Source organism: Thermanaeromonas sp. DSM 22490 (assembly GCF_056378755.1).
In genome coordinates this window covers 1-25,565 of sequence record NZ_JBJHHE010000022.1, presented here as the reverse complement: position 1 = coordinate 25,565, position 25,565 = coordinate 1, and the positions used below count along the sequence as shown (strand labels likewise).

Sequence of the window (25,565 nt, the reverse complement as noted above, 5' to 3'; positions counted from 1 at the left end):
CCGACCAGTCGGTCGAAACTTGAGACAAAAACATTATCGTACACCGCATAAAATTTGTCAATTAATCAAAGGAGCGGTACCCCGGACGAGGGAAATTCGCCTTCAACGCATCTAGCATGGAAAGGGCTTTACCTGTGCCCCGGGCTACACAGGAGATGGGGTCATCGGCTACGTATACAGGCAATCCGGTTTCTTCACTTAAAAGGCGGTCCAGGCCGTGGAGGAGACTTCCTCCCCCGGTCATGACAATGCCTTTGTCCACCAGATCGGCGGCCAGTTCCGGAGGGGTGTGCTCCAGAACCTCCTTAACAGCTCCCACTACCTGCCAGAGGGGCTCCTGAATGGCCTCGAATATTTCCTCAGAGGTGACGGTAATCGTCTTGGGCAGGCCCGTCACCAGGTCCCGGCCGCGTACATCCATCTCCCTGCGATCCGTCTTACTGGAAAGATGGGCCGTGCCAATATGTATTTTCAGCTCTTCGGCGCTTCTCTCCCCTATCATAAGGCTTTTTTCCCGCCGGAGATAGCGAACAATGGCGTCGTCAAATTTGTCCCCGGCCACCCTTAAAGATTTGCTACAAACAATACCTCCCAAGGAGAGGACCGCTATGTCGGTGGTGCCTCCTCCTATATCCACTACCATGGAACCGCTGGGCTCCGCAATCTCCAGCCCGGCCCCCAGGGCAGCCGCTAAGGGCTCTTCAATAAGATGCGCTTCCTTGGCCCCTGCCTGCAGGGCAGCCTGGCGCACAGCCCTCTCTTCTACTCCCGTGACACCAGAAGGTATACAGATCATGACCCGCGGCTTCGCCCAGCTCTTATTACCCCCGCAAGCCTTAGCAATAAAATAGCGGAGCATGCGCTCCGTGGAATCATAATCAGCAATGACACCTTCCCTTAAGGGCCGCAAAGCGACAATATTGCCCGGCGTGCGCCCGAGCATCCGCCGGGCTTCTTCCCCCACGGCAATGATTCGCCCGCTGTCGCGTTCTAGGGCTACCACTGAGGGCTCGTTTAAAACAATCCCCCTGCCCTGGATATAAACCAGAACGGTAGCCGTACCTAGGTCAATACCCAAATCCTGGCTCAAGCCAAACATGGCTTGTACTTTCTCCCCCTCTTCTCTTCCCCCATCCCGGTGAGGAAAATTATGGACGTACTTTTACAGGTATTTATTCTGCAGCCGGAGTAGAAATCCTTTTTTCTCGGTATTTTTTTCGCGTGGCTTCTCCTCCCCGGAGATGCCTCTCAGCTTTATTTTGGTTTAGCACTTGCCGCACCTGAAGAGCCAAAGCCCCATTTAACCGCGGCAGGCGCTCGGTTACATCTTTATGCACTGTACTCTTGCTAACTCGAAAAATAATAGCCGCCTGTCGCACCGTGCAATTGTGCTGTACAATGTAGGCGGCTATTTCCAGCACCCGCTCGCGGATATGGTCTTGCATGGGACAGCCTCCCTTATCCAACTCCGCTATAATTTTATTGGGAGGCTGCTTAAAAAAGACCAGGTTATTGCAGGTAAGGGGTCGGATCTACAGGCTTACCGTCTCTTAGAACTTCGAGGTGCAGGTGAACGGACTTACCGGTTTCCAGCCGGCCGGGGTTACCTAGGGTACCCACTACGTCACCGGCTTTGATTTTGGTACCTTTAAGAGCCTTAACGGAATCCAAATTGGCGTAAACTACCTGGTACCCGTTACCCGCATCCACCACCACGCGATAACGCCAGTCTTCACTATACTCTACCAGCGAAACAGTGCCTGCAGTTCCTGCTTTCACTTCCTCTCCCGGCTGGCCTTCCAGGTCCAGGCCCTGGTGGAAGCGATAATCCCCAAAGATAGGTGCCCAGGCAAAGCCGAAGGAAGCGACGGTTTTCCCTGTTACGGGCCGCACCAGTACCAGGGCCCTTTCCCTAGCAGCAGGGGCGGAATCTTCTTCTGTTGCTGCTGCCGGGTAGGCACCGCTCTTATCTTTTAGATCCGGAGGCACTGTTTCAGCGCCGCTCAAAGGTTCCCGGGGCAAAGGTTTGGCCGTCGGGCTGGCCGGTCCCTCTATGGGCAGGTGCGGGGAAGTTACTTTGCCGCCCTGGAAGACGACATCATTGGTAACCAGGTAATAAGTGCCGGCCAAAAGGGCTGCCAGAAAAGCGAGATACAACCCCCTTCGCCTTAACATCCGCCCTATCCGGCCCAGGTGACTGCCTGTACTTCGCAGCAGTTCCCAAATTTTTTGCATATACATCACCTCGGCCAGATTCTGCCCCAATTTTAGGTTTTTTATACCACTTTACCTCTTTTCCAGCTTTACTCCCCGGTAGTAATGGTAAAGGATATCCATGAAGTTTTTCCCTTCTTTGGCCATGCCGTTGGCCCCGTACTGGCTCATGCCTACAGCGTGGCCGTTGCCCACGCTGATAAAAGTGATGCGATCGCCCTGAACCTGCCAGGTGAAGTCTGTCGAACTGATATTAAGGAGTTTGCGGAGGTCTGTGGCTTTGAAAGTCTTATTGCCTATTTTAATGGTCTTAATGCGGCCCGTAGGAGTATATTCTTCCACCTTTATGGCCTGTCCCTTGGGAGGAGTGAGGGCGGCCACCGGAACGGCCGACAAGTTGACACCTAATTTCTGGTCTATCTCTGCCAGGGTCCAGGTCACGGTATTGCGGAAACGCGGCGCTTCTCGGTCCCAAGGAGAAAGCACGCTCTGTAGATAAGGTATATCATACCCCCAGACGGCTGCTGCGCTCTCAGTGCGACCCCCGCTATTGGAGTGGTACACGGGTACAATAAGCTGGCCCTGGTAAGTCAATACCAGCCCGCTGGTGGCTTCCACCGCCTGCCGGATTTTCTTCTGGTACCTTAGGCCCCACCAGAAACCATATCTCTGCCTTAAGGCCTGTTCCGGAGCCCAGGCCTGGCAGTGGTTGGCATCGGTACAGAGATCGGCATTAGGGTGTTTTTCGTCCGGTTTGGTTCGCGCCTCTTCGATTTTCTTCAAGGTATAAGTCCTGGCAGCTACGGCCTGGGCTTTAAGGGCTTCCAACTCAAACTCTGCCGGCATTTCAGCGGACACTACACCTGCCACATATTCTTCCAGGGGAAGTACCAGGATCTCTCCCCGGGTATGATCGTAGACGCGCACCACCCGCTCTTGAGTTTTAACCTCTACTGGGGATCGCCAGAAACTTATCCCCTTGATTATCAAAGAAGGCAAAATAATTACCGCGGCAAAAAGCAGTATCAAAAAAATCCCCAAAAACTTGCGCAAAACCCAATACCCCCTAGATCGCGGTTTGTCCTACACCATATATATGTAGCGCCGCGCAGCGAAAGAACCCCGAGGAATACCTTCGGTAAAATCTCAAAAATCTGCCTAGTGAGGTAAAAATTACATCGCTAATTATGCTTTTTTCTAAAAATTCTTTTGCTGTTTTCATGTTTAAATGGTTACTGGAGGTGCTTTTATGTCCAAGGGTCCCAAATTCCCAATCTTGCTTCTGGCTTTTTTCATTTCCTTCCTGGCTTTCCCCTTGGTGGCCTGGGCCGTGAACTATTATCAAGTTCAGCCGGGGGATTCCTTGTGGCTGATAGCCAGGCGTTTCAACACCAATGTGGCTATCCTAAAGTCTCTCAACAATTTAAAGGGCGATGTTATTTACCCGGGTCAAACTTTGACCCTTCCCGAAACAACTGAGGTCCCCGATTATAGCGCCCTGCAAGAGAGAATAAAGAATTACCTGGACGGGCAGCCGGGAACTTATGGTGTTTATTTTAAAGATTTAATTTCCGGCCAGTCCTTTGGCATAAATGCCGATCTGCCTTTGCCCGCCGCCAGCACGGCCAAGCTGCCTGCCGTTCTCTTTATTAATCACCTAGTTGCCCAGGGCAAGTTGGACTGGCAGGAGAAATTAACCTATAACAGCGCTACCCATTATCAGGGCGGCAGCGGCATCCTGCAATTTAGTGTCAAAGATGGGGACAAGCTTACCTTGAGAACTTTGACCACTCTCGCCATTACCCTAAGCGACAACATCGCCTACAATATGTTGCGCGACTTTGTCGGTAAAGAGAGCATCGCCCAGTATATGCGCCAGCTGGGAGGCCAGACCGTCTTTCCCAACGGCCAAAATTTAAGCACCGCCCGGGATATGGGCCTTTACGTCCAGGCTGCCCTGGACTTCTCCCGAAATAACCCTGATGGCCGTCGCTTGCTGGATGATATGGCCAACGGCATCTACAATGAAGGTATACCCGCTAAAATCCCCGGTAGTATTACCGTGGCCCACAAGGAAGGTTTTGTCTGGGGAAGCCCAGCAGATGTGGGTATCGTCTTCGGCTCCCGCCCCTTCATCGTCGCCGTCCTCTCCCAGGGCGTAGAGGACCCCGACCAGGGCTTTGCCAGCATCGCCACCATTACTAAAATAATGTATGATTACCAGGAAAGTCTGGCCAAGAAGTAACGCAGTTAAGTTTGGCTACCACTCGGGGAAAGATCCTCGCTTTCAAGCCCCGGCAGGCCTCCCCTGGGAAAAGTGGGAATGACTCAGAAAATAAGGCCCTTTACCTACCCTGGGTAAAGGGCCTTTAGTCTGCCCGTCTTTACCGTCTTAGTCCCTGAACTCGTGGCCGGGCGGGGGAGGAACATAGGGGGGCACATCGTCCGCCGGACGGGCTGTTAAAATAATTGTCTCGCCGCGTTTTATTAAGCCTAACTGTTCTCTGGCTACCTTTTCAATGTAAGCATCGCTGTTAAGTTTGCGGATCTCCTCCTCAAGGCGGGCCTGTTCCTCTAAAAGGGCTATCTTTTGCTGGCGGTAAGCCGCCAGCTCCTGTTCCACCCGGTAAATCTTTAAGCCCAGGTGAATAAATGAATAGAGAATGTAAGCCGCGCAAAAGCAAACCAGCAATACCGGGAAGCGTGAACGGCGCGTTTTGCGGCATCTCGCTGCCGGGACTTCTGGAATCGCGCCGGGCAAACCGGTGGTAGTGACAAAAGCTAGGTCGCCCCGCCGTGGACGGGCGGTCATACTAATCCTCTCCTTCAGGCACTTGTGCCGTCAAGTTCAAAATTTCTCCCGGCAAAACGATAACCACCTGGTACCCTTTAGTCCGGGCACGGTGATACAGAGTGGCTACGCTGCTGGCGCTCAAACCCAGTCGTTTAGCTACTTCCTCATTGCTCAACCCCATCTCTTTCAAAGCCACTACCTGCCTCTCCCGGAAACTTAACTTTTCCACGCCGCGGATTTCGATTTGCACAGGGGCCAAGCCTTCCTCAAGGATTTATCCACAATTTATCCACATATTGTGTACATCTTATGGACATTTTTCTTATTCGCTCTTATTCGCCTTTCCCCCAAGAAATTCCTGCTGACTTAGCTTGAATTTATTATTTAGGGACCGGCCTAATTTTTTTGGGACCGTCCCAATAATCCCCAGACATAAAGGAGGAGCCGGCCAACTCTATAAAGGTTGCGGCGGGCGGCCTGGCCGGCCACGGCAGTATAAATTCCCCATCCTAGGCTTAAGGCTACAAAGACGTAGCCTCGTACTTCGCCATAGTTAGTCAGCATAAGCAAAGCGAAGGTGGTGGCCAGAAAAACGGCCCAGAGGATAAAATCGGTTATCTGGGTTATCCAGTATGAAGGACGCCCAAAGTAGCGGAAAACTCTATAAAGATCGAAAAAAAAGCCCATGAGTATCCCCCAGCCTGCGAGGGCCAAAAAGGTCTGCCATTGCAGGTAAAAGTAGTTCATTTTAAAATCCGCCGGAGGAAACCTTGCCCCCGGGTACCTTTTTCCTCGCGATAGTCCAGGGAATGTAGATATCCGCCAGCCTCCAGGCTACCGTTTTCCAGGCTGAGGCTGGTGATATTAAAATTTTTCCCTTTTAGGGTTAAAATGCCCATGGTTGTTTCCAGCACAATCTCTGCCTCGTCATAGCCCAGAACTTGGACTACGCCGGTAATGAACAACCTCTGCCGGTCGGTAACGGTCAACTGGTGCTTCCCCTCGGCCATTTGTTTCCCCCCTCTTAAAATCCTATGATGGGGGGAAACAAAAAATGAAAAAAGCCCGGATTGGGATTTACCAGGCTTTTTCTAAGGTTACACCGCGAAAGAAGTATTTTATTATTTCTTCGGGCGATTTCCCCTGTTCGGCCAGGGCTCGAGCTCCCCACTGGCTCATACCTACCCCGTGTCCGTAGCCTTGCCCTCTAAAGGTTATCCTGTCCCCTTTCATTTCAATCCCGGTAAGCAAAGTGGAGCGCAGGCGTTCATTCCCGAGGGTTAAGCGCAGGGCCGGGCCGCTCACCGTAATATTGTTTATTTGTATTTTCGTCGCCCGGCCCGAAGGACCCTTTTCCAGGATTTTGATGTTCCTGATAGTCCCAGGATCCTCTCCTGTTATTTTGCGCACTGCCGCCCTTATTTCGCTGGCGCTGAAAGAGCTCGCCCAGCTTTTGTTTTCGGGGGTGGTAATGGCAAAACCGGGATCTTTAACACTCTGGATGTAAGGAGCTGCCTCCCGGTAGTAATCCAGCCCTTCCACCGCCGAAGCAGCCGTCTGCGGCCCGCCTGCAGCGTGAAACCAAGCATTAATGAATTGGCCGCCGGATTTAACTACCACACCCCTGGTCATTTCTACGGCCCGGCGCACGTTTTCATTGATTTTCCGGGCGTCATAGGCTTGAAATTCTTCTACGCTGGTGGAAGCATCCGTCCCCCGCGCCTTTACGCCGCCTTCCTGGATTTTTTTCATGGTAAAGGTGCGGGCTAGAATTGCTTGGGCTCCCAGAGCATTCAAGGGCCAGTTGGGGTCCATCTCGGCGGCTACTACACCCTGGATATAATCTTCCATTTTAATACTTTTGGTCTGCCCGGTTTCATGCATATAGAGGGAGATGGTAGGTTCCTGGCCTACGCCAGGAGGTCGCCGGGCTATCCGGCCTCCCTTTATGAAGCTTCCTACTGCGATTATTACAGCCAGAGCCGCCAGCAACAAGAGACCTGTCCAGCGGAGCGTCACTTTAGGCATAGCTTTTCCACCCTTATCCTTTTTGGAAATAGTATCAGCGGTAAGGAAAAGGGCTATGCCTGGAAATTAGAGGGGGATTTCCCCTCGGCTAACACGCGGTAAAGTTCTCTGGCCCCGTCCGCCGTCACGTGTTCCGGTGTAGCGAGTACTTCTACTGTCAGGCAGCGGTTGCCCAGGGTCAAGGTGAGGATGTCTCCTGCCTTCACCTCTGTACTCGCCTTGGCCGGGCGGCCGTTTACCTGGACTGCACCTCCCTCACAAACTTCCTTGGCCAGGGTTCTCCTCTTAATTAACCGGGAAACTTTTAAAAACTTGTCCAGACGCATTACTATTTGATTACGGCATCCTTTAAAGCTTTTCCGGGTTTAAAGATAGGCACCTTGGTGGCAGCAATAGTAATCTCTTCGCCTGTGCGGGGATTGCGGCCAACCCGGGCAGCCCGCTCTCTTACTTCAAAAGTGCCAAATCCCACGAGCTGCACCTTATCCCCTTTAGCCAGGGCTTCCTCAATGGCCGCAAAAAGGGCATTGACTGCTTTTTCAGCATCCTTTTTAGTCATCTCCGCTTTTTCAGCTACGCTAGCCACCAGTTCAGCTTTATTCAAGATTTGTCCCTCCTCTAGGTTAACTAAAAGTATTTAATCAAGTACCATATTCGTCAAAATCCAACATTCTCCTTCATTGCCAGCTAATCTCTTTGAATTTTTTTTGCTTCTTCCCACAAAAGATCCATTTCCTTTAAGCTCAAGGTTTCCAAGTCCCGCCCTTGATGGCGCGCCGCCTCTTCTAAATAGCCAAAACGATGACAAAACTTGTCGACTGCCCGCGCTAGGGCGCTTTCGGGTTCTACTTTAAGCCAGCGGGCCAGATTTACCAGGGCGAAGAGAACATCACCTACCTCTTCCACTATTTTTTCCCTTCCCTCGCTGCTGGAGGCCTCCCTAAGCTCTACCAGCTCTTCCTCTACTTTGGCCCACACCTCCTCCACTCCCTTCCAATCGAAACCGATCCGGGCAGCTTGTTCCTGGACCTTTAAGGCCTTGAGCAAGGCCGGCAAGCCCCGGGATACCTTGAGTAAAGAAACTTTCTCGCCCTTGGCCTTTTGCTCGGCCGCTTTAATCTTATCCCAGCGCTCCAGTACCTGTTCCGGTGTTTTAAGCTGGCTGGTACCAAAAACATGGGGATGGCGGCGGATCATTTTTTGGACAATGCCGGTTACTACGTCGGCTAGGTTAAAGTATCCCTCTTCTTCAGCCAGCCGAGCTTGGAAAACTATTTGTAGCAGTAAGTCTCCCAATTCCTCGCAAAGTTTATGCATATCGCCCTCTTCCAGGGCTTCCAGCACCTCATAGGTCTCTTCTAGGAGGTAGCGCTTAAGAGAGTCATGGGTCTGCTCTTTGTCCCACGGGCAACCGTTTGGACCCCTTAAGCGCGCCATTATATCCACTAAGCCCTCCCAAGTATATTTATCGGCATCAGGACACGGAGCTATATAAAGGCTGGTCAAATAATCGATCCAGGGAAGCCTGTCCAATTCATAAAGGGGTATCACTTCTATTCTCTCTTCTCCCGGCACCCCTGCCGCCCGTACTACGGTAACCGGGTATTCATCGGGAAAGAATTCCATTAGAGCCAGTTTAACCTCTCCCGCCACCTGGCGATTGTAAACTTGGGTAATAATGGCTCCTTTGCTCCGGTCCCAGCGGCGAAGTTTTAAATCCAAGGCGTCGAGGATAACCATTCCTTGGGTGGGGTCTAAAGAGAGGGCTACAAAGATGGCATCCAAGCAACTCATGGCCGGTATAAGGGAGGTTTCTATCCCCTGTATTCCGGCCTCTTGCAAGAGCAAAGTTACTGAGGTTTCAGCCACCAGGGGATGTCCCGGTACAGCGTAAATTACTTCCCTTTCCCGGGCCGCCTGCAAGACAGTCTGGACTATCCGATTATAAACCTCTTCGAAGGAGTGAGCTTCTTCATAGAGGTAATCAAAGGTTGTAAAGCTTATGCCCCGGCGCTTAAGTTCCTCAACTGCCGTGTGGCGGGCTGTTCGCAAGTAGAGGATTTTATTCTCATCTTCGATTAAGGGCCACAAAGCTGCCGGTATTTGCTCCGGGTTGCCGGGGCCCAGTCCTGCAATGTAGCATTTGCCGCGCATACTTTTCTCCTACCTTTCAGCCGCCTTTATTTTACCCGCGCCCCCACTAAAAAAACAAGCCCCTTTTTTCAGGGGCTGTTCGTGGTCGTGCCAGGATACGAATTTAGTTACTGTTCCATCTGCTTGGCCAGAAAGCTTGCGGCTGTCTCAGCCAGCTTCAACTCCATTTCCCCCATCTTAACGTTGGGGTCCTTTGAGCAGAGGATAACAGCTCCAATGGGGTCCCCTTCAGCTATGATGGGAGCTATGACTTCAGCTGAAAATTTGCAGCCTTCGCCTTCGCTATGCACCGGGCAATCCTTGCACAAGAGATGCTCGCCAGGGTTGTTAATAAGCACTGGTTTTCGCTCTTCCATCACCCTTTCTACCGCCGGGCCAATGGGTTTATCCAAAAATTCCTTTTTCGGAGCACCAGCCACCGCTATAATGTTGTCCCGGTCGGCAATACAGGCAATGTGGCCAATAGCCTCATGTAGGGAATCAGCATATTCCTTGGCAAAGTCGCCTAGTTCACCGATGGGAGAGTACTTCTTTAATATTACTTCTCCTTCCCGGTCCACAAAAATCTCTAGCGGATCGCCCTCGCGGATCCGTAAGGTGCGACGAATTTCCTTGGGTATTACAACGCGCCCTAGATCGTCAATGCGTCGAACGATGCCCGTAGCTTTCACTGCTGTTTATCCCCCCTTTTCCTCCCCTGGGTGGCTTATAATGTTAACTTTTACTGTTAGTATATAACCCCTACCAGGGGTTTATTCATGTTTTTCCTTAACCCGCCTCGGCCCGGCTGAGTTCCTTGATGCGGCTTAAGAGCTGTTCCAAAAGTTTTAAAATACTGTGCTGATCCAGGTCTTTAATGCGCACTCTTATACTTAAGCCACCCGCCGAGGAAAAAGATAGCTTTCTCGGGAAAAATTGGGATAACTGCAACAGTTTTTCGCCCCTCAAGTAATACTTGTCGCCAAATTTAAGTTCCACTTCCCCGCCGCGTTGCTGTACACTTATGATACCTAATTCCCCAGCCAGAAGCCTGATCCTCGTCATAAGAAGCAGGTTTTCCGCTGCCGTGGGAGGTGTTCCGAAGCGATCTATCATTTCGGCAGCGATGTCGTCTACTTCGGATACCTTTTTGGCTGTCATTAAGCGCTGGTAAAACTCCATTTTTAAAGCAGCATCCGGGATAAAATCGTCGCTTAAATAGCTATCCACATTTAACTCTACAGCAGCGCCCCGGACTTCTTCCGCCTTAGGAGGCAACTTTTGCCCCTTAAGATTTCTAACTGCTTCTTCTAATAGCTGGCAGTAGAGGTCGAAGCCCACTGCCAGCATATGGCCGTGCTGTTCCGGTCCCAGAAGGTTGCCGGCACCTCTAAGCTGCAGATCCCGCAAGGCGATCTTATAGCCCGAACCCAGGGCGGTAAATTCACGGATAGCCGCCAGCCGCTTTTCGGCTACCTCGCCTAAAACTTTGTCCGGCCGGTAGGTGAAATAGGCGTAAGCCAGGCGGTTAGTACGCCCGACCCGACCCCTTAGCTGATAAAGCTGGGCCAAGCCAAAAGTATCGGCTTCATCTACAATGAGGGTATTGACATTTTGGATGTCCAGCCCGTTTTCAATGATGGTAGTGCAGACTAGAACATCGTAGCAGCCCTCAATAAAATCCAGCATTATTTGCTCCAGCTCTTCTTCCGCCATCTGGCCGTGGGCCACAGCGATCCTGGCCTCCGGCACCAGCTGCTGGAGCTTAAAGGCCACCTGGTCAATGTCCGCCACCCGGTTGTGGACGTAATAAACTTGCCCGCCGCGATCCAGTTCCCGCTTGATGGCCTCCCGCACCAGTTCCGGGCTGTATTCCACCACATAGGTCTGGACCGGAAACCGATCCTCGGGCGGAGTCTCAATCAGGCTCATATCCCTTACCCCGGCTAAAGCCATGTGCAGGGTCCGGGGTATGGGGGTGGCCGTCATGGTGAGCACATCCACTGTATAGCGTAACTGCTTTAACTTTTCTTTATGGGCTACCCCAAAGCGCTGTTCTTCGTCAATTATTACCAGGCCCAGATCTTTAAAGGCGACATCATTGGATAGGAGCCGGTGAGTACCAATGACGATGTCTATCTCTCCCCGAGCCAGGGCCGCTATGGTTTCCGCCTGCTCTTTGGGAGAGCAGAAGCGGCTTAAGACAGCTACTTTGATGGGGTAGGGAGCTAAACGCTGCTTAAAGGTATTGTAGTGCTGCTGAGCCAAGATGGTGGTAGGCACTAACACAGCCACCTGCTTACCATCCATTACAGCTTTAAAAGCAGCCCTTAAGGCCACCTCTGTCTTACCGTAGCCCACATCGCCACATAAAAGCCGGTCCATGGGCTTGGGCCTTTCCATGTCAGCTTTAACCTCAGCTATGGCCCTTAGCTGGTCCGGCGTTTCGGTATAAGGAAAGGCTTCTTCAAATTCCCTCTGCCAGGGCGTATCCTTAGAAAAGGCATGGCCCTGAATGGTCTCTCTGGTGGCATACAGGGTGAGGAGCTCCTCGGCCATGGCCCGTACAGCTTCCTGTACCCGGCCCTTGACCTTGGCCCATTCATTACCGCCCAGGCGGTAGAGGCGGGGGACATGCCCTTCAGCCCCTATATATTTCTGCACTAAAGAAATCTGGTCAATGGGTACATACAGGCGGTCGTTTCCCGCATACTGGATAAGCAGATAATCCTTTTTTACGCCTCCTACCTCCAGCTGCTGGATGCCCAGGTATCGCCCGATGCCGTGGTGGACATGGACAACATAGTCCCCTTCCTTCAGGTCGGTAAAGGAACTTATCCTGGCCCCTTCCCTAGCTATCTTCTGGCGCCGGGGCCGGCGCACAGGGCCGTAGAGCTCGGTATCTCCCAGGATAACCAGTTTGGCCTGGGGCCAAATAAATCCCTGGCGCAGGCTACCCGGTACTACTACTATTTGGCCGGGCTGGGGCGGGGTGGATACATCCTTTAAGGCTACTGTCTCCAGACCTTCGGACATAAGGCTCTGGCGCAGGGCCTCAATCCGTCCAGGGTCCGCCACCATTAGCACTATACGATAATTGTCCCGTCGCCACCTGCCCAATTCCTGCACCAGCAAGCTCACTTTGCCCTGAAAAGCGGGGATGGTCTGAGCTCCCACACCTATTGTTTGCCGCACCTGGGGGCTCGCCCGCCGGGGCAAAAGGGTGAAATAAAGGCGCTGGTATTTTTTAAGCCACATTTCTATTTCCGTCATAGTAGCGTAGGCCATCCCCTGGGAAGGCAAGGCCAGGCCGCTCTCCAGCATCTGGGTAAAAATGTCCATGCGGTGCTTTTCTAGGCGCTTGGCCTCTTCCATGAGCCTTGCAGGGTCATCCAGGATCACCAGGGGTGGGCGTAAGAAATAATCCAGGATGCTAACCTGCTGGGAGTAAAAAAAATTCTGAAGCTGACCGGCTCCTTCCGGCCAGTCCCCGGATTCCAATTTCTGTAACAGCCCATTTAAACGCTCTTCCAGTTCCCGGGCAGCTTGCGGCCGGGTCCTTTTTAGTTTGGTCAAAGTTTGGTTGAACTCGTTTTTGAGGTTGGCTAGGCCCGGCTGTAAGTCTTCCGGCGCCACTACTTCTTCAGCCGGGGTAATAACTATTTCCTCCGCTTCCCCTACCGAACGCTGCGTACCGGGATCGAAGGGGCGCAAGGACTCGATTTCATCACCAAAAAATTCTACCCTTACAGGCTGTTCAGCCCCCAGGGGATAGATATCAATAATACCGCCTCGGACCGCCAGGTGCCCGGGAGCTTCCACCATTTCCTCCCGGTGATAACCCAGGCGTACTAAACGGTTTATGAGTTCCTCTCGCTCTATAGTCTGGCCCACCCGTAAGGTCATTAAAGCCTGGCGGAAAACTTCAGGAGGCGGGAGCTTTCCTGCCAGGGCATCCATGGCCATCACCACTACTTTAGCCCTGCCGCGCACCAGGTCGCTCAAAACCCGGATCCGCTGGGAAGGTATCTCCGGGCTATGGGCATAAAAGCCCAGGGGCAAAATCTCCCCTGCCGGAAAAAAACCAATACCTTCCCCTGGCCAGAAGGCATCCACGTCCGCCGCCAGGCGCTGGGCCTCCTCCGAGCTGGCGGTGATCACCAGCAGGGGCTGAAACTCCGCCACCATGGCGGTTACCCACAGGCTCTTCAGGCCATCCGGCAAATCGTACAGCTGTTGTTCGGCCAGGCCCCGTCGTAATCCTTCTGCCAGTGTGTGAAATTGTGCACTATCTCTAACGATTTGTAATAATCCGTGGTTATACATAAGCCTCTCTCTTCCCAGACCATAAAAGGCCCGCTGTCTACAGGGGCCCGGTTTTATTTCATTATAGCTACCTGAACTCGTGGAGTCAAGGTAAGTGAAAGCCGAGTTATCCTCAGTTTTTAGGCTAGGCCTACTTGACTTCAGCTCGCTCCGGAAACCCTCTAAGAGGGCTTGCGGTGTAACAGCCAAATAATTAAATTCCACACCAGGTGGAGGATGAACCCCCCGGCCCAGGCTAAAATAGCGTGGCCCGAGTTCTGCCAGATGAGGGAGGCCACCGCGCCGAAGAGGCTGTGGCCTGCCACAGCAGCGAGTGCAGCTCCTGCCTTATTGAGCTCGAGCTCAAAAAATCCCTCCACCAGGCCAAAGGTAATATGTACTAAAACTAGCGGAGCCCCCCAGGCTAGAGCCAGCCCGGTTTTGAGAGTCTCCTCCAGGAGAGGGCCCCACAGCACAGTGTTTAATTTCAGAAAAGATAGCAAAAACCTGTTGGCGAGCCACGCCAGAGCAGCCGCCAATAAACCTGCCCAAAGATAGATGCCTTTTAACAATTAAAGCCATTCATGACCTCCTCAATATTTGCCGTCTCCAGCCAAAGGCGAACAGCCTGGGCTGCCTTAAGCAGAACAGGGCTTACCAGTGCCCATTCTTCTTCCGTAAAAGGTTCCAGGACATAATCCACAGCTTCTTTACCGGCCGGAGGACGGCCGATGCCTATTCTTGCCCGCGGCACGGCTTCGGTCCCCAGGGCTTCCAGGACCGAAGCCAGGCCCTTATGGCCGCCAGAACTGCCCCTGGGTCTAATTCTCAGGCGCCCCGGTTCCAGGTCCAGATCGTCGAGGATGACCATAATATTTTGGGGGACAATACCGTACCAGCGGGCGAGGGGGGCGACTGCCTGGCCGCTTAAATTCATAAGGGTAAGGGGTTTGACCAGAAGCACCCGCTCCCCTGCTACTTGTCCGCTGCCGATAAGGGCTCGGTACTTTTCCCGGGTAAGCTCAATACCTAAATCATCGGCCAATAGATCTAAGGCCATAAAACCAGCGTTATGGCGGGTTGTTTCGTAATTAGGCCCCGGGTTACCTAGGCCCACAACCATCTTCACCGGATATCCTCTCCGTAACGTCAAAATTTTATACGCCTTTTACCCCCTAAGAGGCTTCAGTTGTCGGTCCCTCAGCCTCGCCTTCGGCTTGTTCTTCCTCCTCAGCCGCTCTGGTGCCTACTACAGTGGCAATTAGGGTAGTAGGCTCGGAAAGGATCTCTACCCCTTTAGGCGGCTTTAGATCGGCGACCGTCAGGTGATCCCCTATATCCAAATGGCTTACATCTGCGATAATAGCCTCCGGCAGATCAGCCGGCAAGCATTCCACTTCCACCTCGAGTACGCCGTGCTGGAGTACACCGCCGGCCTTAGTCCCCCGCGGTTCTCCCTCCAATACTACCGGTACAGTAGTGGTAATTTTTTCACCCGCCGGCACCTGATAAAAATCAATATGGATTAAGTCACGGCGTATAGGATGGTGCTGTACTTCTCGGATGAGGGCCATATATTCCTTTTTGCTGCCCTCTTTTTCCAGTTCTACTTTGACAAGTGCCCTTTCCCCTTCCTTCTCCAGGATCTTTTTTAGCTCCCGAAGGTTGACTGTTACCGGCACATTGCCCACATCCCGGCCATAGAGCACCCCCGGCAGCAGGCCCTGGCGGCGCAGGCGCCCCGCAGCTCCTTTACCCACCCTTTCCCGGACCTGGATAGTTAAACTTGCGGCTTCCATGATTACCATCTCCTTTCTGCTAATTAATTTTTCCCCAGGTGTTTAGGACCAGTCATAAAATTATTGGCTTAAGCATAGTCATTTTCTATCCAGGAGGTGAGTAGCTTGTTCCACAGGAGTAAGAAGCTTATCGGTATGCCAGTAATAAGCCTGGCTGACGGGCAGGCGCTGGGGCGGATCAGGCGCTTGCTCATAGACCACCAGAAGCTATGCATCGCCGGCCTGACCTTGGACCGCAAGGGATGGTTTAAAGAGCAGCCGGTAATTCCTTACAGCCACGTGAAAAATGTCGGTAACCATGCTGTAACCGTGGATCAGGCCTCGGCTGTTGTTAAACTCAGCTCCCTGCCAGAATTGGAAAATCTAGCTAAGAATGCCCTACCGCTTATAGGAGCAAAAATTATAACCGAAGAAGGAACAGTGCTGGGCGTAGTAGAGGATTTTTCCTTCGATCCCCAGGATGGGAAAATTCATTACTTAGAGCTTAAAGGACACCTGTGGCAGGGCAAAAGCGCACTTTCGGCCGATGCCATCCTCACCTGCGGCCGCGATGCTTTAATAGCCCGGGCAGGAGCTGAAAATTCCCTCAGGCGCCCCAAGGGGTTCACGGTATTCCCCGGTTGGGAAAACGCCGCTGCCGCCGGGCAAAAGATCAGCCACAATTTGGGGCGCTATCTCCAGCACCTCCCCTGGTTAGGCAAAAAAGACCAGTCTTAATCAAAAAGGGTGCTGACAGATTCATCCCGGTGAATGCGCATGATGGCTTCTCCCAAAAGGGGAGCCACAGAAAGATGCCGCAGCTTGGGTATATCCTTTTCCGGCGGGACGGGAATAGTGTTACACACCACTATTTCCTCCAGATAAGCCTCTTTCAACCTTTCTACTGCCGGTCCAGATAACACAGGATGGGTACAGCAGGCATAAATCGCCCGAGCTCCGTGTTCTCTTAAGGCTTCCGCGCCCAGGCAAATGGTACCCGCAGTATCAATGAGATCATCAATCATGATAACGGTTTTGCCCTCCACATCGCCGATAATATCCATGATTTCGGCTACATTGGGAGCTGGCCGCCGTTTGTCAATGATGGCTATCTCGGCACCTAACCTTTCAGCAAAGTTGCGGGCCCTGGCCACGCCTCCCACGTCGGGTGAAACGACAACCAGTTCACTTAACCTCAGGGCATTAAAGTAATCCGCCAGGATGGGTACGGCCGTCAGATGATCCACCGGAATATCAAAGAAGCCTTGAATGGCCCCGGCATGGAGGTCCATGGTCAGGACACGGTCGGCCCCGGCAGCAGTAATAAGGTTGGCTACCAGCTTGGCCGAAATGGGGTCCCGAGCACGGGTTTTGCGCTCTTGCCGGGCATAACCGTAGTAAGGGACCACTGCCGTTATGCGCCAGGCCGAGGCGCGGCGCAAAGCATCGATAAGAATTAGTAGTTCCATTAAATTCTCGTTTACAGGGTTACAGGTGGGCTGAATGACAAAGACATCGGCTCCTCGCACGCTCTCATCAATGGCTATGCTTATCTCTCCGTCGCTAAAGCGCCCGACTTTGGCCGCGCCCAGGGGTACTTTGAGATAGGCAGAAATTTCCTCAGCCAGCTTGGGATTGGCATTGCCGGTAAAAATCTTTAACATGTCATTATCGTTGGTCATTCCTCACCCCGACCCTTCGCGTTTAATTTAGCCAGTCCTCTCCCGGCCAAATTAACCTGGCGAGCCCTTCCCAGGGCCAGGGCCCCTGCCGGAACATTTTCCGTAATGGTAGACCCGGCACCAATGAGAGCCTTCTCCCCTACTTCCACTGGGGCCACCAGGTTGGTATTGCTGCCGATAAAAGCGCCGTCACCAATAATGGTCGGCCATTTTTTATGACCATCATAATTACAGGTAATAGTACCTGCTCCTATGTTCACCTCTTTGCCCACAATAGCATCACCTAGATAAGTCAAATGAGGCACTTTGCTCCCCTCGCCTATGCGGGAAGCTTTAATTTCTACGAAGTCTCCCACCTTAACCCGGTCGGCCAGCACGGTTCCTGGGCGCAGGTAAGCAAAGGGACCCACCTGGCACCAGGCACCTACGGTGCACTCCTGGATTACAGCGTAGTTGATAACAGTATCATCCCCAATCCGGCTATCCCTGATGCTGGCATAGGGACCAAGGGTACATCCCGAACCTATGCTGGTTTTCCCTTCTAAAAAAGTGAAGGGGAAAATGAGGGTATCTCTCCCCACCTCGACCCCCGCGTCGATATAAGTATTATCCGGGTCCACCAGGGTTACTCCTTTTAGCATAAGCTCTTCATTTATCCTCCGGCGCAAAATTTTGCCCGCGTGAGCCAACTGTACCCGGTCGTTTACACCCAGAATCTCCTCCGGATCGGCACACAGGACGGCCTGCACCACTTCCCCCTGACGGCAGAAAAGCGCAATAACATCCGTCAGGTAATATTCGCCTTGGGCATTTTCCGGCTTAATTTCTGCCAGGGCTGGCCATAGGCGAGAGGCCTCGAAACAATAGGTCCCGCTATTTATTTCCTTGATGGCCCTTATGTTTTCATCGGCATCGCGCTCTTCGATGATTTTTTGTACCCGGCCTTGAGCATCGCGCACAACGCGGCCGTACCCGGTGGGATCCTGGACTTCCGCCACTAACAAGGTAGCTGCTGCCTTTTGCTTCCGGTGTTCAGCCACCAGACCTGCCAGAGTTTGCGGCCGCAAGAGGGGGGTGTCGCCGCAGAGGACGACAATGGTTTCGGCCCCCTGGGCTAGATCCCTCGCCTGGGCCAGGGCATGGCCAGTGCCCAGTTGCTTCTCCTGCCAGGCATACTTAAACTTGGGGCCCAGCTCGGCCCGGACCTTATCTCCACCGTGGCCAACGACAAGGATGATCTCCTCTATGCCGGCCTCCTCCACGGCGCTTATAACATGCCCCACCAGAGTTTTGCCCGCTACCCGGTGCAACACCTTGGGCAAGTCAGATCGCATCCTTTTTCCTTCACCGGCAGCCAGGATAATGGCCACTACTCCTTGCACTCGAATTAAACCCTCCCCCAGAATTCGGAAGCTCCCGAGCTTAGCCCATGCGGTACGCTGGATTTCGCTGGTAATGGGGCCAAATTTGCCTTTTTATGACGGTGACATGGGGGACAACACCTTTCGGGCTAGCTCCAGATCGCTAGGCTTATCTACATCCACCCCTATCTCCGGATAAGGTGTTATTATCCCCACTCCTCGCACCCCTAAAAGTTCCGAGAAACGTTTTTCTACCTCCGCCAGGGTTAACCGGTTTAAAAGAAATTTTATAATAAAGGCCATCCCGATCTGGCGACCTAAAGCCAGGGGGCTCTTACGGAGGGCTACCAGCTTTTGCCCTCGCCCAGCGCAAACGCTAAGGGCGCTTTTGCGTATCAGAGCCATATTCCCACCCGTAAAGGTGCCCTCCCTTAAGCGCACATAAGTCCTCTTTACGCCCGGATAAGCGGCTTCGCTACTCTCCCGAGTGACAATGGGATAATAGAGATCAGCTTCAACTTTTTGGCATCGCTCCAGAAAATCCCGCACCGCTCCCGGTGTAAGCAGGGGAATGTCAGCCGTTGCCAGAAGGAGCCATTCCGCTCCAGGCAAAGCCCTGGCGCCGTTCAGGGCGCTTTCCACCGCCGTCGGGCCTGCCGGCACCAGAAGTATTCCTTCGGCCTCGGCTAATTCAGCCAGTTCTTTAGACCCTACCAGGACTAGATTTTTTAGACACCCCGAATCCTTTAGGGCTTTTAACACCCAGGCCACCATGGGACGACCGCCGATGGGCAGTAAAGCCTCTATCTCGCCTCCCAGTTGTTCTCCTTTCCCCTGGCTGCCCCCGGCCAGCACCACTCCATCTACCAGCAAACCGCCAGCCTCCCCTCGGCCATAATCTTAGGAGATCTCTTCCTGACGGGACTTCATTTCCTTTAAGATGGCTTCCATCATACGGTTCTCCGCGTTCTCCACATGCTCCTGGGCCAAGCGTTGAGCCAGCTCTATATTGCGCGCCGTAATGGCTTCTACCAGAGCTTTGTGTTCCTCCAGCGCCTCTTTCATGCGGCCGGGGGTGCCTAAGGAGGTCGTGCGGAAACGCTGGATCTGCTCCGCCAGGTTATTGATTATCTGCACCAGGCGCTCGTTACGGCTGGCCCGGTATAGGACATTATGAAACTGGGTATCTACCTGGATAAGGGTTTGCAAATCGTTTTTCTCCACGCACTCGGCCACCTTGACCAAAAGCCTTTCCAGTTCTTCCAGTTCCTCTTCCGTAATACGCTCACAAGCCAGGGCAGCGGCCAGGGCTTCCAGGGCAGACCGTATTTCAAAGACTTCAGTGATATCCTTGGTAGAGATGTCCGCTACATATGCTCCCTTCCGGGGTACCATCACTACCAGACCTTCTAATTCCAGTTTACGGATGGCTTCCCGAACAGGGGTACGGCTCACGCCCATTTCTTCGGCCAGCTGGACTTCCATCAAGCGTTCTCCCGGCTTAAGTTGCCCGTTAAGAATGGCTTCACGTAAGGTCTCAAAAACAATTTCCCGTAAGGGTTTGTAATTCTCCAGCTTGCCGGCCAGTAAATTTTTCACTTCTTCACCTCCTGCCAATGGTTAACTTCCTCAGCCTTAAAGAGTATGAGTTACAAAGGTCTCCGGGTAGTCGAGTAAACAACGTTCAGCAATCCTAAAAGCCTCTTCTCTGGTAGGCACTACCCCGAAGACGGTAGGCCCGCTGCCGCACATTACAGCCTTTTCTGCCCCTAAAGCCACAAGGCGCTCTTTGATAGCAATCACCTCCGGGTACATACGGCAGGTGATTCTTTCCAAATCATTGCCTAAGGATCTCACCAGCCCTTTCCGGTCCTGCCTGTTTAAAGCAGCTAAAGCCTCTTTCTCCCGGGGGGGATCAAAACCAGTGGTAGCAAAAAGGCCACAATCCCATCCCCGGTAGACCTCCGCCGTATTTACCCCGAAGGGAGGCTTTACCATGACCAGCCAGAGACAAGGGGGAGAGGGTAACAGGGTAAGCCTTTCCCCTTTACCTCTTCCCAGGGCTGTGCCGCCCAAAACACAAAAGGGAACATCGGCCCCCAACCGGGACCCTAGCCGGGCCAGCTCGGACGGAGTCAGACCCAGGCCAAAAAGATAATTTAATCCTAACAGGACGGCAGCAGCATCAGCACTGCCGCCAGCGAGTCCCGCAGCCAGTGGTATCCTCTTTTCCAGCTTTATCTTAACTCCGGGAAAATTATACTTTTCCTTAAGCAAAAAAGCCGCCCGGCAGGCCAGGTTCTCCGGACCTTCTGGCGCTGCCAGGCCTTTAACTTCTAGTGTAATATCTCCCCCTGGAGTTAAAATAACAGTATCATGAAGCGCAATGCTCTGAAAGATAGTGCTTATTTCATGATAGCCGTCAGGCCTTTTCCCTTTAACCTCTAAGGTCAAATTAATTTTACCATAGGCGGCAAGGATGATCTCCTGCAAACAACCTCGCTCCCAAATGTTATACATAACTTAATTATCCCTGCCCCTTAATTATACATCAAATCGGAAAAAAATCCTCTTTTTTAACTTAAAAAAGCCTCTACCTGGCACTAGCGGTTGTTCCCTCCCATAACTATTTTTACCTTCAGGCAGGAAAGCTACCAGGAGAAGGCGAATTATCCTCGGAAGAGGTGATTATCAGTATATGGATAAAGAATTAGTCCTTAAAAATTACATGGAAGATTGCGTCTGGGAATTGCTGGATGAGGTGCTGAAAAAGGACCCCGAAGCCTGCCGGTGTGAAGTCTGCCGCCACGACATAGCTGCCCTAGCCTTAAACCAGCTTCCTCCCCGCTACGCCGTGAGGGAAAAGGGTGCCCTTTATACTAAAGTATCCATGCTGGAAACCCAGTACCGGGCCGATATTTATGCCGCCTTAACGCGGGCTTTAATGCAGGTAAAAGCAAACCCGCGCCACGAAAGTTAGGGCGCGGGTTTCTCTTCTTTCGCACTTTACAGCGATTTATCGCGGAATTTATATCCTACTCCTCGAACCGTTAGAATATAGCGTGGGTTGCTAGGATCTTCCTCAATTTTTTCGCGCAGGTGCCGGATATGCACATCAATGGTGCGGGTATCACCGAAATATTCGCCTTCCCAAAGCCTGTCCAGCAAAGCTTCTCGAGTAAAGACTCGGCCTGGATTTTCGGCCAGGAACTTTAACAACTGGTATTCCTTCAAGGTGAGATCCACCGTCTGTCCCCGGACTTTTACCTCGTGGCTATCCGGCTTAATTATCAGGTCGCCCACCACTATTGTCCCCTCCGCCCGGGTATTGCTCTCGGCTACCCGTCGCAGGATAGCCCGCACCCTGGCCACCAACTCCCGCGGGCTGAAGGGCTTGGTCAAGTAATCGTCAGCACCCAGCTCCAGCCCCAGCACCCGGTCTACCTCCTCTCGCCGGGCCGTGAGCATAAGTATAGGTGTGTTGCCGCGAGCCCTTAAAGTTCGGCATATTTCAAAGCCATCAATTTTGGGCAGCATAACGTCTAGGATAACCAGGTCAGGTTTTTCTGTTTCTGCCAGTTTTAAAGCAGTTTCGCCGTCGGTGGCCGTGATAGTGGTGAAACCGGCTTGCTCTAAATTATAGGTCACCAGCTCTAAAATAGCAGGCTCATCATCTACCACTAAGATCTTTGCCGACATTTTTCCCCCTGACTTTCCTCAGGGCAAAATTTTGGCCCTTTTCTCCCAAATTTATTCTACTTTACTCCGCCACCCTTGTCCAGGCCCATCTGTTGGTATAAAATGGTTCCGGCCGCGGGTATAGCCAGAGAAACTCTTGCGGGTGGCCTGTCTTAAGAATTCTGCCTTCCAGAAGGGTAGCCACTTGGTCGGCCAGTAAAGGTAACTCGGTGAAATCATGGGTTACAAAGATAGTAGTAATACCCGCGGATTTTAAAAGTGTGCGCAATTCCGCAAGGAGGAGGGCCCGAGTAGGTGCGTCCAGAGCTACAAAAGGCTCATCCAGGAGCAAAACTTCCGGCTCCAAGACCAGGGCCCGGGCCAGGCTAACCCGCCTGGCTTCTCCGCCAGAGAGCTGCCACGGTTTCCTTAGTGCCAGATGCCTTATATTTAATAGCTTAAGCCACCGGTCCACCCGCTCGTCGATTTCCGCCCGTTTTAAGCCCCTGAAGCGCAGACCTAACGCCACGTTTTGATAGACAGTGGCATTGAGCAAAAGAGGTTCCTGAAAGACAACCGCCAGTTGCCGACGGAGTTTCAATATTTCCCGGCGCCGCCAATTCACCCGCTCCCTCCCAAAATAAAGGTCGCCCTCGGCAGGTTTTTCCAATAGGGCCAGTACGTGAAGCAAAGTGCTCTTGCCCGCGCCGTTAGGGCCGATTATTCCCCAAATCTCCCCTTCCTTTATATCCAACTTTTCTACCGCCAGTATCTGGCGGTCGCCCCTTAATACTTTAACACCTGCCACCTTAACGCTGATCCCCATGGCTGCGCCTCCCCTGCTGTAAGAAAGTAAGAACCGCCGTTATAGTAAAACTCAGGCCCAGCAGAATAAAGCTTAAAGCCCAGGCCATATCAAAATTTCCCCTGCTGACTTCCATGACTATAGCTGTGGTCATGACCCTGGTCTGGTGGAGGATATTCCCGCCCACCATCATGGAGGCCCCTACTTCAGAAACCACCCCTCCAAAACCGGCAATCACGGCGGCCAAAAGCCCCAGGCGCGCTTCCTTTAGCAAAGTCCAGAAGAGCTGCCCCGGAGAAGCCCCTAGGGCCAGGATTTGAGCCGGTAGCCTAGCGGGTAACTGCTGGAAAGCAGCCAGGGACAGAGCCGTTACCAGAGGAGCAGCGATGAATGCCTGGGCTATAACGATAGCCGCGGGTGTATAAATTAGCTCCAACCGGCCCAAGGGCCCGCTGCGCCACAGGAGAAAGCTCACCCAGAGACCCACCACCGTAGGCGGTACACCCATAAAGGTGTTGACCAGGCTGATAAGCCAACGCTTCCCAGGAAAATTGCGGAAGGCCAGCAGAGCCCCCAGGGGTAAACCTATCAGGACGCTTATCAGGGTTGCCAGGCCGCATACTTTTAAAGTTAGCCCTACAACCTCCATAACCTCGGGGTCCAGGTGAATAAGTAGCTCTACCCCTTTGACCAATCCCTGCCAGGCCGCTCCCATAGTTACTTCACTTTCCTAAGCTATTTTCATCTTTGCCGGCATCAGGGAAAAAGAGGGGTTCCCCGTACTTTTCCCTGCCGAAATCGCCGATTATCTTCTGGACTTCCGGTGACAGGAGGAAATCTATAAAGGCCTTGGCCCCTTCGCTGTTTATGTCCAGGCCTGGAAACTTGGCCGGATTGACTTGCATGACGTGATAAATGTTAAGGAGGGACTTCTCCCCTTCTAGCAAGATGCTTAACTTGAGGTTTTTCTTCAGGGCCAGGTAAGTACCCCTGTCGGTAAGGGTATAACCGCCCTTCTCCGAAGCGATATTCAGTGTCTGGCCCATGCCCGCTCCAGCTTCCTGGTACCACTTGCCGGAGGGCTGGATCCCGGCCTCCTTCCAGATATCCTTTTCCTTCTTATGGGTCCCCGAATCATCTCCCCGGGAGATAAAAAGGGCTTGCCTGGCCGCGATGTTACGGAAAGCCTGGGCGGCCGTCCTAGCCCCGCGGACTCCAGCCGGGTCCTCCGGCGGGCCTACAATAATAAAATCATTATGCATGACTAACTGCCTGTTGATGGCCACGCCTTTTTCCACCAGTTTCCTTTCATCTGCGGGAGCATGCACCAAGAGGACATCGGCATTGCCTTGCTCCCCCATGGCCAGGGCCTGTCCGGTACCTACGGCGTGGGGCTTCATAGTATAGCCCGTCTGCTTTTCAAACAAAGGTATTAACACATCCAGCAAGCCGGTATCCATGGTACTGGTGGTGGTAGCCAGGATCACTGTCTTTCGGGCCGGTGCTGCAGCCGGTGCTTCCTGTTTTTTCTCCTGGCCGCAGCCGCTAAGTATAAGTAATAAAATTAGCCCTAACACCCCCGCGATGGCCGCTCCCGAGTACCTTTTACCCAATTTCATGGTATCCCTCTTTCTTTATGCTTCTACAAGCATAACGAACATAAAAAAATAAATAACCTCCCTTTTAGGATAGCATAAAACAGTCCTATTTTCTAATCCTGTTTTCCTCCGAAGTTGCTTATAAAAGCCTCCTGAATGGCCTTGTCCACTTGTTCTCGGAACTGTTGGTAATTTCTCAGGAGTTTTCGCCCTTCTGTGGTAAGTTCTGCTCCCCCACCAGCCTCGCCACCAATCCTGGTCACCAGGAGGCGAAAGCCCAGCCGCTCCTCTGCTTTTTTAATCCGGCCCCAGGCCTGGCGGTAAGACATGTGCAGATTTTGAGCCGCCTTATTAATAGAGCCCCGCTGGTCAATTTCCCGGAGAAGCGTAAAAAGGCCCTCACCAAAAATATGCTCCCCTTCCTCCAGCCATACCTTATAGCGCACCCGCAATTTAAAAGATACCACCCCGAAGAGAACGCACTTCACCTTAAACCTATTATAATTCCTTTGCCTTGACCTTGTCCAGCAAATTTATCAGGCTGGCCGCGAGCTCTGCCCGGGTAGCGAAATTATCCGGGCGAAAGGTGCCGTCGGGATAACCGTGCATAAGCCCCAGTTCCAGGCACCGTCTAATGGCGCCTTCTGCCCAGTGTCCAGTAATATCTCTACCGGGCAAAAATACTCCGGGATCAAGCCCCAGGTGAACGGCTATTCCCCGAGCCAAACTTAAGGCCAGCACTCGCCGTGTCTCTTCTGTTTTTAAGGCCTCAGCCTCTTCCGGATGGCTCAAAAACCCCATCTCCACCAGCACCGCCGGAGCATCGGTTTCCCGTAAGATATAGAAGTTGGCCTGCCGCACCCCACCGTCCGGCCATTTTAAGGCCTGGACTAGCTCTCTCTGGATAATCTTAGCCGCCTCTTCCGCCTGCCCCCCGGGACCCAAAATATAAGTGCTTACGTAGGCGGCCTGGGAGTCCTCGGAACTGTTGACATGCAGGCTGACTACCAGATCCACCTGGGCACGGTTAAAAAGGGAGGTCCGCTCAGCCAGGGATACGTCTACGTCCTCCTTGCGGGAAAATACCACCTCTATCTCTGCCCGTTGTAGCAAATCTTCTATGACCCCACACTTCCCTTTCCCTGGCAAGAAGTACTGAGTGTCACCATATGTAAATTTTGTTCCTCCA

At 52.7% G+C, this 25,565-nt stretch carries 31 protein-coding genes; 3 read left to right on the top strand and 28 right to left on the bottom strand.

What is annotated here, in order from left to right; all coding sequences use genetic code 11:
- Nucleotides 1-61: 61 nt before the first annotated feature.
- The 4 genes from mreB to spoIID all read right to left on the bottom strand — a co-directional run bounded on the left by mreB (nt 62) and on the right by spoIID (nt 3,267).
- Nucleotides 62-1,099 (bottom strand): rod shape-determining protein MreB, encoded by a 1,038-nt coding sequence (mreB, locus tag AC1BI1_RS12355; RefSeq protein ID WP_476717604.1) that lies wholly within the window; start codon nt 1,097-1,099, stop codon nt 62-64.
- A gap of 73 nt (nt 1,100-1,172) precedes the next feature.
- A complete protein-coding gene (gene spoIIID, locus AC1BI1_RS12350; RefSeq protein WP_476717603.1) occupies nt 1,173-1,445 on the bottom strand; it encodes a sporulation transcriptional regulator SpoIIID in 273 nt (90 codons plus the stop codon).
- A 64-nt stretch (nt 1,446-1,509) separates the two neighbouring features.
- Nucleotides 1,510-2,235 carry a peptidoglycan DD-metalloendopeptidase family protein gene (locus AC1BI1_RS12345; protein ID WP_476717602.1) on the bottom strand — a complete coding sequence of 242 codons (726 nt, stop codon included), beginning with the start codon at nt 2,233-2,235 and terminating at the stop codon, nt 1,510-1,512.
- 51 nt (nt 2,236-2,286) lie between these two features.
- Entirely contained in the window at nt 2,287-3,267 is a 981-nt protein-coding gene (gene spoIID / locus AC1BI1_RS12340; RefSeq protein ID WP_476717601.1) for a stage II sporulation protein D, read from the bottom strand.
- A 196-nt stretch (nt 3,268-3,463) separates the two neighbouring features.
- On the opposite strand from spoIID, the gene AC1BI1_RS12335 reads away from it, so the two are divergent.
- Nucleotides 3,464-4,459, top strand: a complete 996-nt coding sequence (locus tag AC1BI1_RS12335; protein ID WP_476717600.1) for a serine hydrolase — start codon at nt 3,464-3,466, stop codon at nt 4,457-4,459.
- A 147-nt stretch (nt 4,460-4,606) separates the two neighbouring features.
- Here AC1BI1_RS12335 and AC1BI1_RS12330 read toward each other — a convergent pair whose 3' ends face one another.
- The 13 genes from AC1BI1_RS12330 to AC1BI1_RS12270 all read right to left on the bottom strand — a co-directional run bounded on the left by AC1BI1_RS12330 (nt 4,607) and on the right by AC1BI1_RS12270 (nt 15,273).
- Nucleotides 4,607-5,026, bottom strand: coding sequence for an FtsB family cell division protein (locus AC1BI1_RS12330; RefSeq protein ID WP_476717599.1), 420 nt, complete (start codon nt 5,024-5,026; stop codon nt 4,607-4,609).
- Nucleotide 5,027: 1 nt separating this feature from the next.
- A complete protein-coding gene (locus tag AC1BI1_RS12325; protein WP_476717598.1) occupies nt 5,028-5,258 on the bottom strand; it encodes an RNA polymerase sigma factor in 231 nt (76 codons plus the stop codon).
- 146 nt (nt 5,259-5,404) lie between these two features.
- Nucleotides 5,405-5,755, bottom strand: coding sequence for a spore cortex biosynthesis protein YabQ (gene yabQ, locus AC1BI1_RS12320; RefSeq protein WP_476717597.1), 351 nt, complete (start codon nt 5,753-5,755; stop codon nt 5,405-5,407).
- Nucleotides 5,752-6,018: a sporulation protein YabP gene (yabP, locus tag AC1BI1_RS12315; protein WP_476717596.1), complete on the bottom strand. Its 267-nt coding sequence runs from the start codon at nt 6,016-6,018 to the stop codon at nt 5,752-5,754. Before yabP ends, yabQ begins: the two co-directional genes overlap by 4 nt.
- A 67-nt stretch (nt 6,019-6,085) precedes the next feature.
- Nucleotides 6,086-7,036, bottom strand: a complete 951-nt coding sequence (locus tag AC1BI1_RS12310) for a SpoIID/LytB domain-containing protein (protein ID WP_476717595.1) — start codon at nt 7,034-7,036, stop codon at nt 6,086-6,088.
- Nucleotides 7,037-7,089: 53 nt separating this feature from the next.
- Entirely contained in the window at nt 7,090-7,362 is a 273-nt protein-coding gene (locus tag AC1BI1_RS12305; RefSeq protein ID WP_476717594.1) for an RNA-binding S4 domain-containing protein, read from the bottom strand.
- A gap of 2 nt (nt 7,363-7,364) precedes the next feature.
- Entirely contained in the window at nt 7,365-7,640 is a 276-nt protein-coding gene (locus tag AC1BI1_RS12300) for an HU family DNA-binding protein (RefSeq protein ID WP_476717593.1), read from the bottom strand.
- 83 nt (nt 7,641-7,723) lie between these two features.
- Nucleotides 7,724-9,190 carry a bifunctional methyltransferase/pyrophosphohydrolase YabN gene (gene yabN, locus AC1BI1_RS12295; protein WP_476717592.1) on the bottom strand — a complete coding sequence of 489 codons (1,467 nt, stop codon included), beginning with the start codon at nt 9,188-9,190 and terminating at the stop codon, nt 7,724-7,726.
- A gap of 107 nt (nt 9,191-9,297) precedes the next feature.
- Nucleotides 9,298-9,861: a stage V sporulation protein T gene (spoVT, locus tag AC1BI1_RS12290; protein WP_476717591.1), complete on the bottom strand. Its 564-nt coding sequence runs from the start codon at nt 9,859-9,861 to the stop codon at nt 9,298-9,300.
- A 97-nt stretch (nt 9,862-9,958) separates the two neighbouring features.
- Nucleotides 9,959-13,495, bottom strand: coding sequence for a transcription-repair coupling factor (mfd, locus tag AC1BI1_RS12285; RefSeq protein WP_476717590.1), 3,537 nt, complete (start codon nt 13,493-13,495; stop codon nt 9,959-9,961).
- A gap of 161 nt (nt 13,496-13,656) precedes the next feature.
- Nucleotides 13,657-14,046 (bottom strand): hypothetical protein, encoded by a 390-nt coding sequence (locus AC1BI1_RS12280; RefSeq protein WP_476717589.1) that lies wholly within the window; start codon nt 14,044-14,046, stop codon nt 13,657-13,659.
- Nucleotides 14,040-14,597 carry an aminoacyl-tRNA hydrolase gene (gene pth / locus AC1BI1_RS12275; protein WP_476717615.1) on the bottom strand — a complete coding sequence of 186 codons (558 nt, stop codon included), beginning with the start codon at nt 14,595-14,597 and terminating at the stop codon, nt 14,040-14,042. Before pth ends, AC1BI1_RS12280 begins: the two co-directional genes overlap by 7 nt.
- Before the next feature lie 52 nt (nt 14,598-14,649).
- Entirely contained in the window at nt 14,650-15,273 is a 624-nt protein-coding gene (locus AC1BI1_RS12270; protein ID WP_476717588.1) for a 50S ribosomal protein L25/general stress protein Ctc, read from the bottom strand.
- A gap of 105 nt (nt 15,274-15,378) precedes the next feature.
- Here AC1BI1_RS12270 and AC1BI1_RS12265 point away from each other — a divergent pair, with 105 nt between their 5' ends.
- The gene (locus AC1BI1_RS12265) at nt 15,379-15,990 is read left to right on the top strand and encodes a PRC-barrel domain-containing protein (RefSeq protein WP_476717587.1); all 612 of its coding nucleotides are present in this window, start codon (nt 15,379-15,381) and stop codon (nt 15,988-15,990) included.
- Here the strand turns inward: AC1BI1_RS12265 and AC1BI1_RS12260 are convergent.
- The 5 genes from AC1BI1_RS12260 to ispE all read right to left on the bottom strand — a co-directional run bounded on the left by AC1BI1_RS12260 (nt 15,987) and on the right by ispE (nt 20,815).
- The gene (locus AC1BI1_RS12260) at nt 15,987-16,934 is read right to left on the bottom strand and encodes a ribose-phosphate diphosphokinase (RefSeq protein ID WP_476717586.1); all 948 of its coding nucleotides are present in this window, start codon (nt 16,932-16,934) and stop codon (nt 15,987-15,989) included. The genes AC1BI1_RS12265 and AC1BI1_RS12260 overlap by 4 nt on opposite strands.
- Complete coding sequence (gene glmU / locus AC1BI1_RS12255) at nt 16,931-18,322, bottom strand: bifunctional UDP-N-acetylglucosamine diphosphorylase/glucosamine-1-phosphate N-acetyltransferase GlmU (protein ID WP_476717614.1); 1,392 nt, start codon at nt 18,320-18,322, stop codon at nt 16,931-16,933. The genes AC1BI1_RS12260 and glmU overlap by 4 nt, the downstream gene beginning before the upstream one ends.
- Nucleotides 18,323-18,409: 87 nt before the next feature.
- A complete protein-coding gene (locus tag AC1BI1_RS12250; RefSeq protein ID WP_476717585.1) occupies nt 18,410-19,168 on the bottom strand; it encodes a nucleotidyltransferase family protein in 759 nt (252 codons plus the stop codon).
- Between the two features lie 27 nt (nt 19,169-19,195).
- Entirely contained in the window at nt 19,196-19,894 is a 699-nt protein-coding gene (locus AC1BI1_RS12245; protein WP_476717584.1) for a GntR family transcriptional regulator, read from the bottom strand.
- A 36-nt stretch (nt 19,895-19,930) separates the two neighbouring features.
- Complete coding sequence (ispE, locus tag AC1BI1_RS12240) at nt 19,931-20,815, bottom strand: 4-(cytidine 5'-diphospho)-2-C-methyl-D-erythritol kinase (RefSeq protein ID WP_476717583.1); 885 nt, start codon at nt 20,813-20,815, stop codon at nt 19,931-19,933.
- A gap of 178 nt (nt 20,816-20,993) precedes the next feature.
- Between ispE and AC1BI1_RS12235 the strand changes: the two genes are divergently transcribed.
- Nucleotides 20,994-21,275 carry a late competence development ComFB family protein gene (locus tag AC1BI1_RS12235; protein ID WP_476717582.1) on the top strand — a complete coding sequence of 94 codons (282 nt, stop codon included), beginning with the start codon at nt 20,994-20,996 and terminating at the stop codon, nt 21,273-21,275.
- Nucleotides 21,276-21,301: 26 nt separating this feature from the next.
- On the opposite strand, the gene AC1BI1_RS12230 is transcribed toward AC1BI1_RS12235, so the two are convergent.
- From AC1BI1_RS12230 to AC1BI1_RS12205, 6 genes are all read right to left on the bottom strand, one after another.
- Nucleotides 21,302-21,994, bottom strand: coding sequence for a response regulator (locus AC1BI1_RS12230; RefSeq protein WP_476717581.1), 693 nt, complete (start codon nt 21,992-21,994; stop codon nt 21,302-21,304).
- 61 nt (nt 21,995-22,055) lie between these two features.
- Nucleotides 22,056-22,799 (bottom strand): ATP-binding cassette domain-containing protein, encoded by a 744-nt coding sequence (locus AC1BI1_RS12225; protein WP_476717580.1) that lies wholly within the window; start codon nt 22,797-22,799, stop codon nt 22,056-22,058.
- Complete coding sequence (locus AC1BI1_RS12220) at nt 22,783-23,493, bottom strand: ABC transporter permease (RefSeq protein ID WP_476717579.1); 711 nt, start codon at nt 23,491-23,493, stop codon at nt 22,783-22,785. The genes AC1BI1_RS12225 and AC1BI1_RS12220 overlap by 17 nt, the downstream gene beginning before the upstream one ends.
- A gap of 7 nt (nt 23,494-23,500) precedes the next feature.
- On the bottom strand, nt 23,501-24,397 hold the full coding sequence (locus tag AC1BI1_RS12215) for an ABC transporter substrate-binding protein (protein WP_476717578.1): 897 nt from the start codon (nt 24,395-24,397) through the stop codon (nt 23,501-23,503).
- 92 nt (nt 24,398-24,489) lie between these two features.
- Entirely contained in the window at nt 24,490-24,822 is a 333-nt protein-coding gene (locus tag AC1BI1_RS12210; protein ID WP_476717613.1) for a winged helix-turn-helix domain-containing protein, read from the bottom strand.
- 52 nt (nt 24,823-24,874) lie between these two features.
- The coding region (locus AC1BI1_RS12205; protein ID WP_476717577.1) for an N-acetylmuramoyl-L-alanine amidase at nt 24,875-25,565 on the bottom strand (691 nt) is incomplete at its 5' end.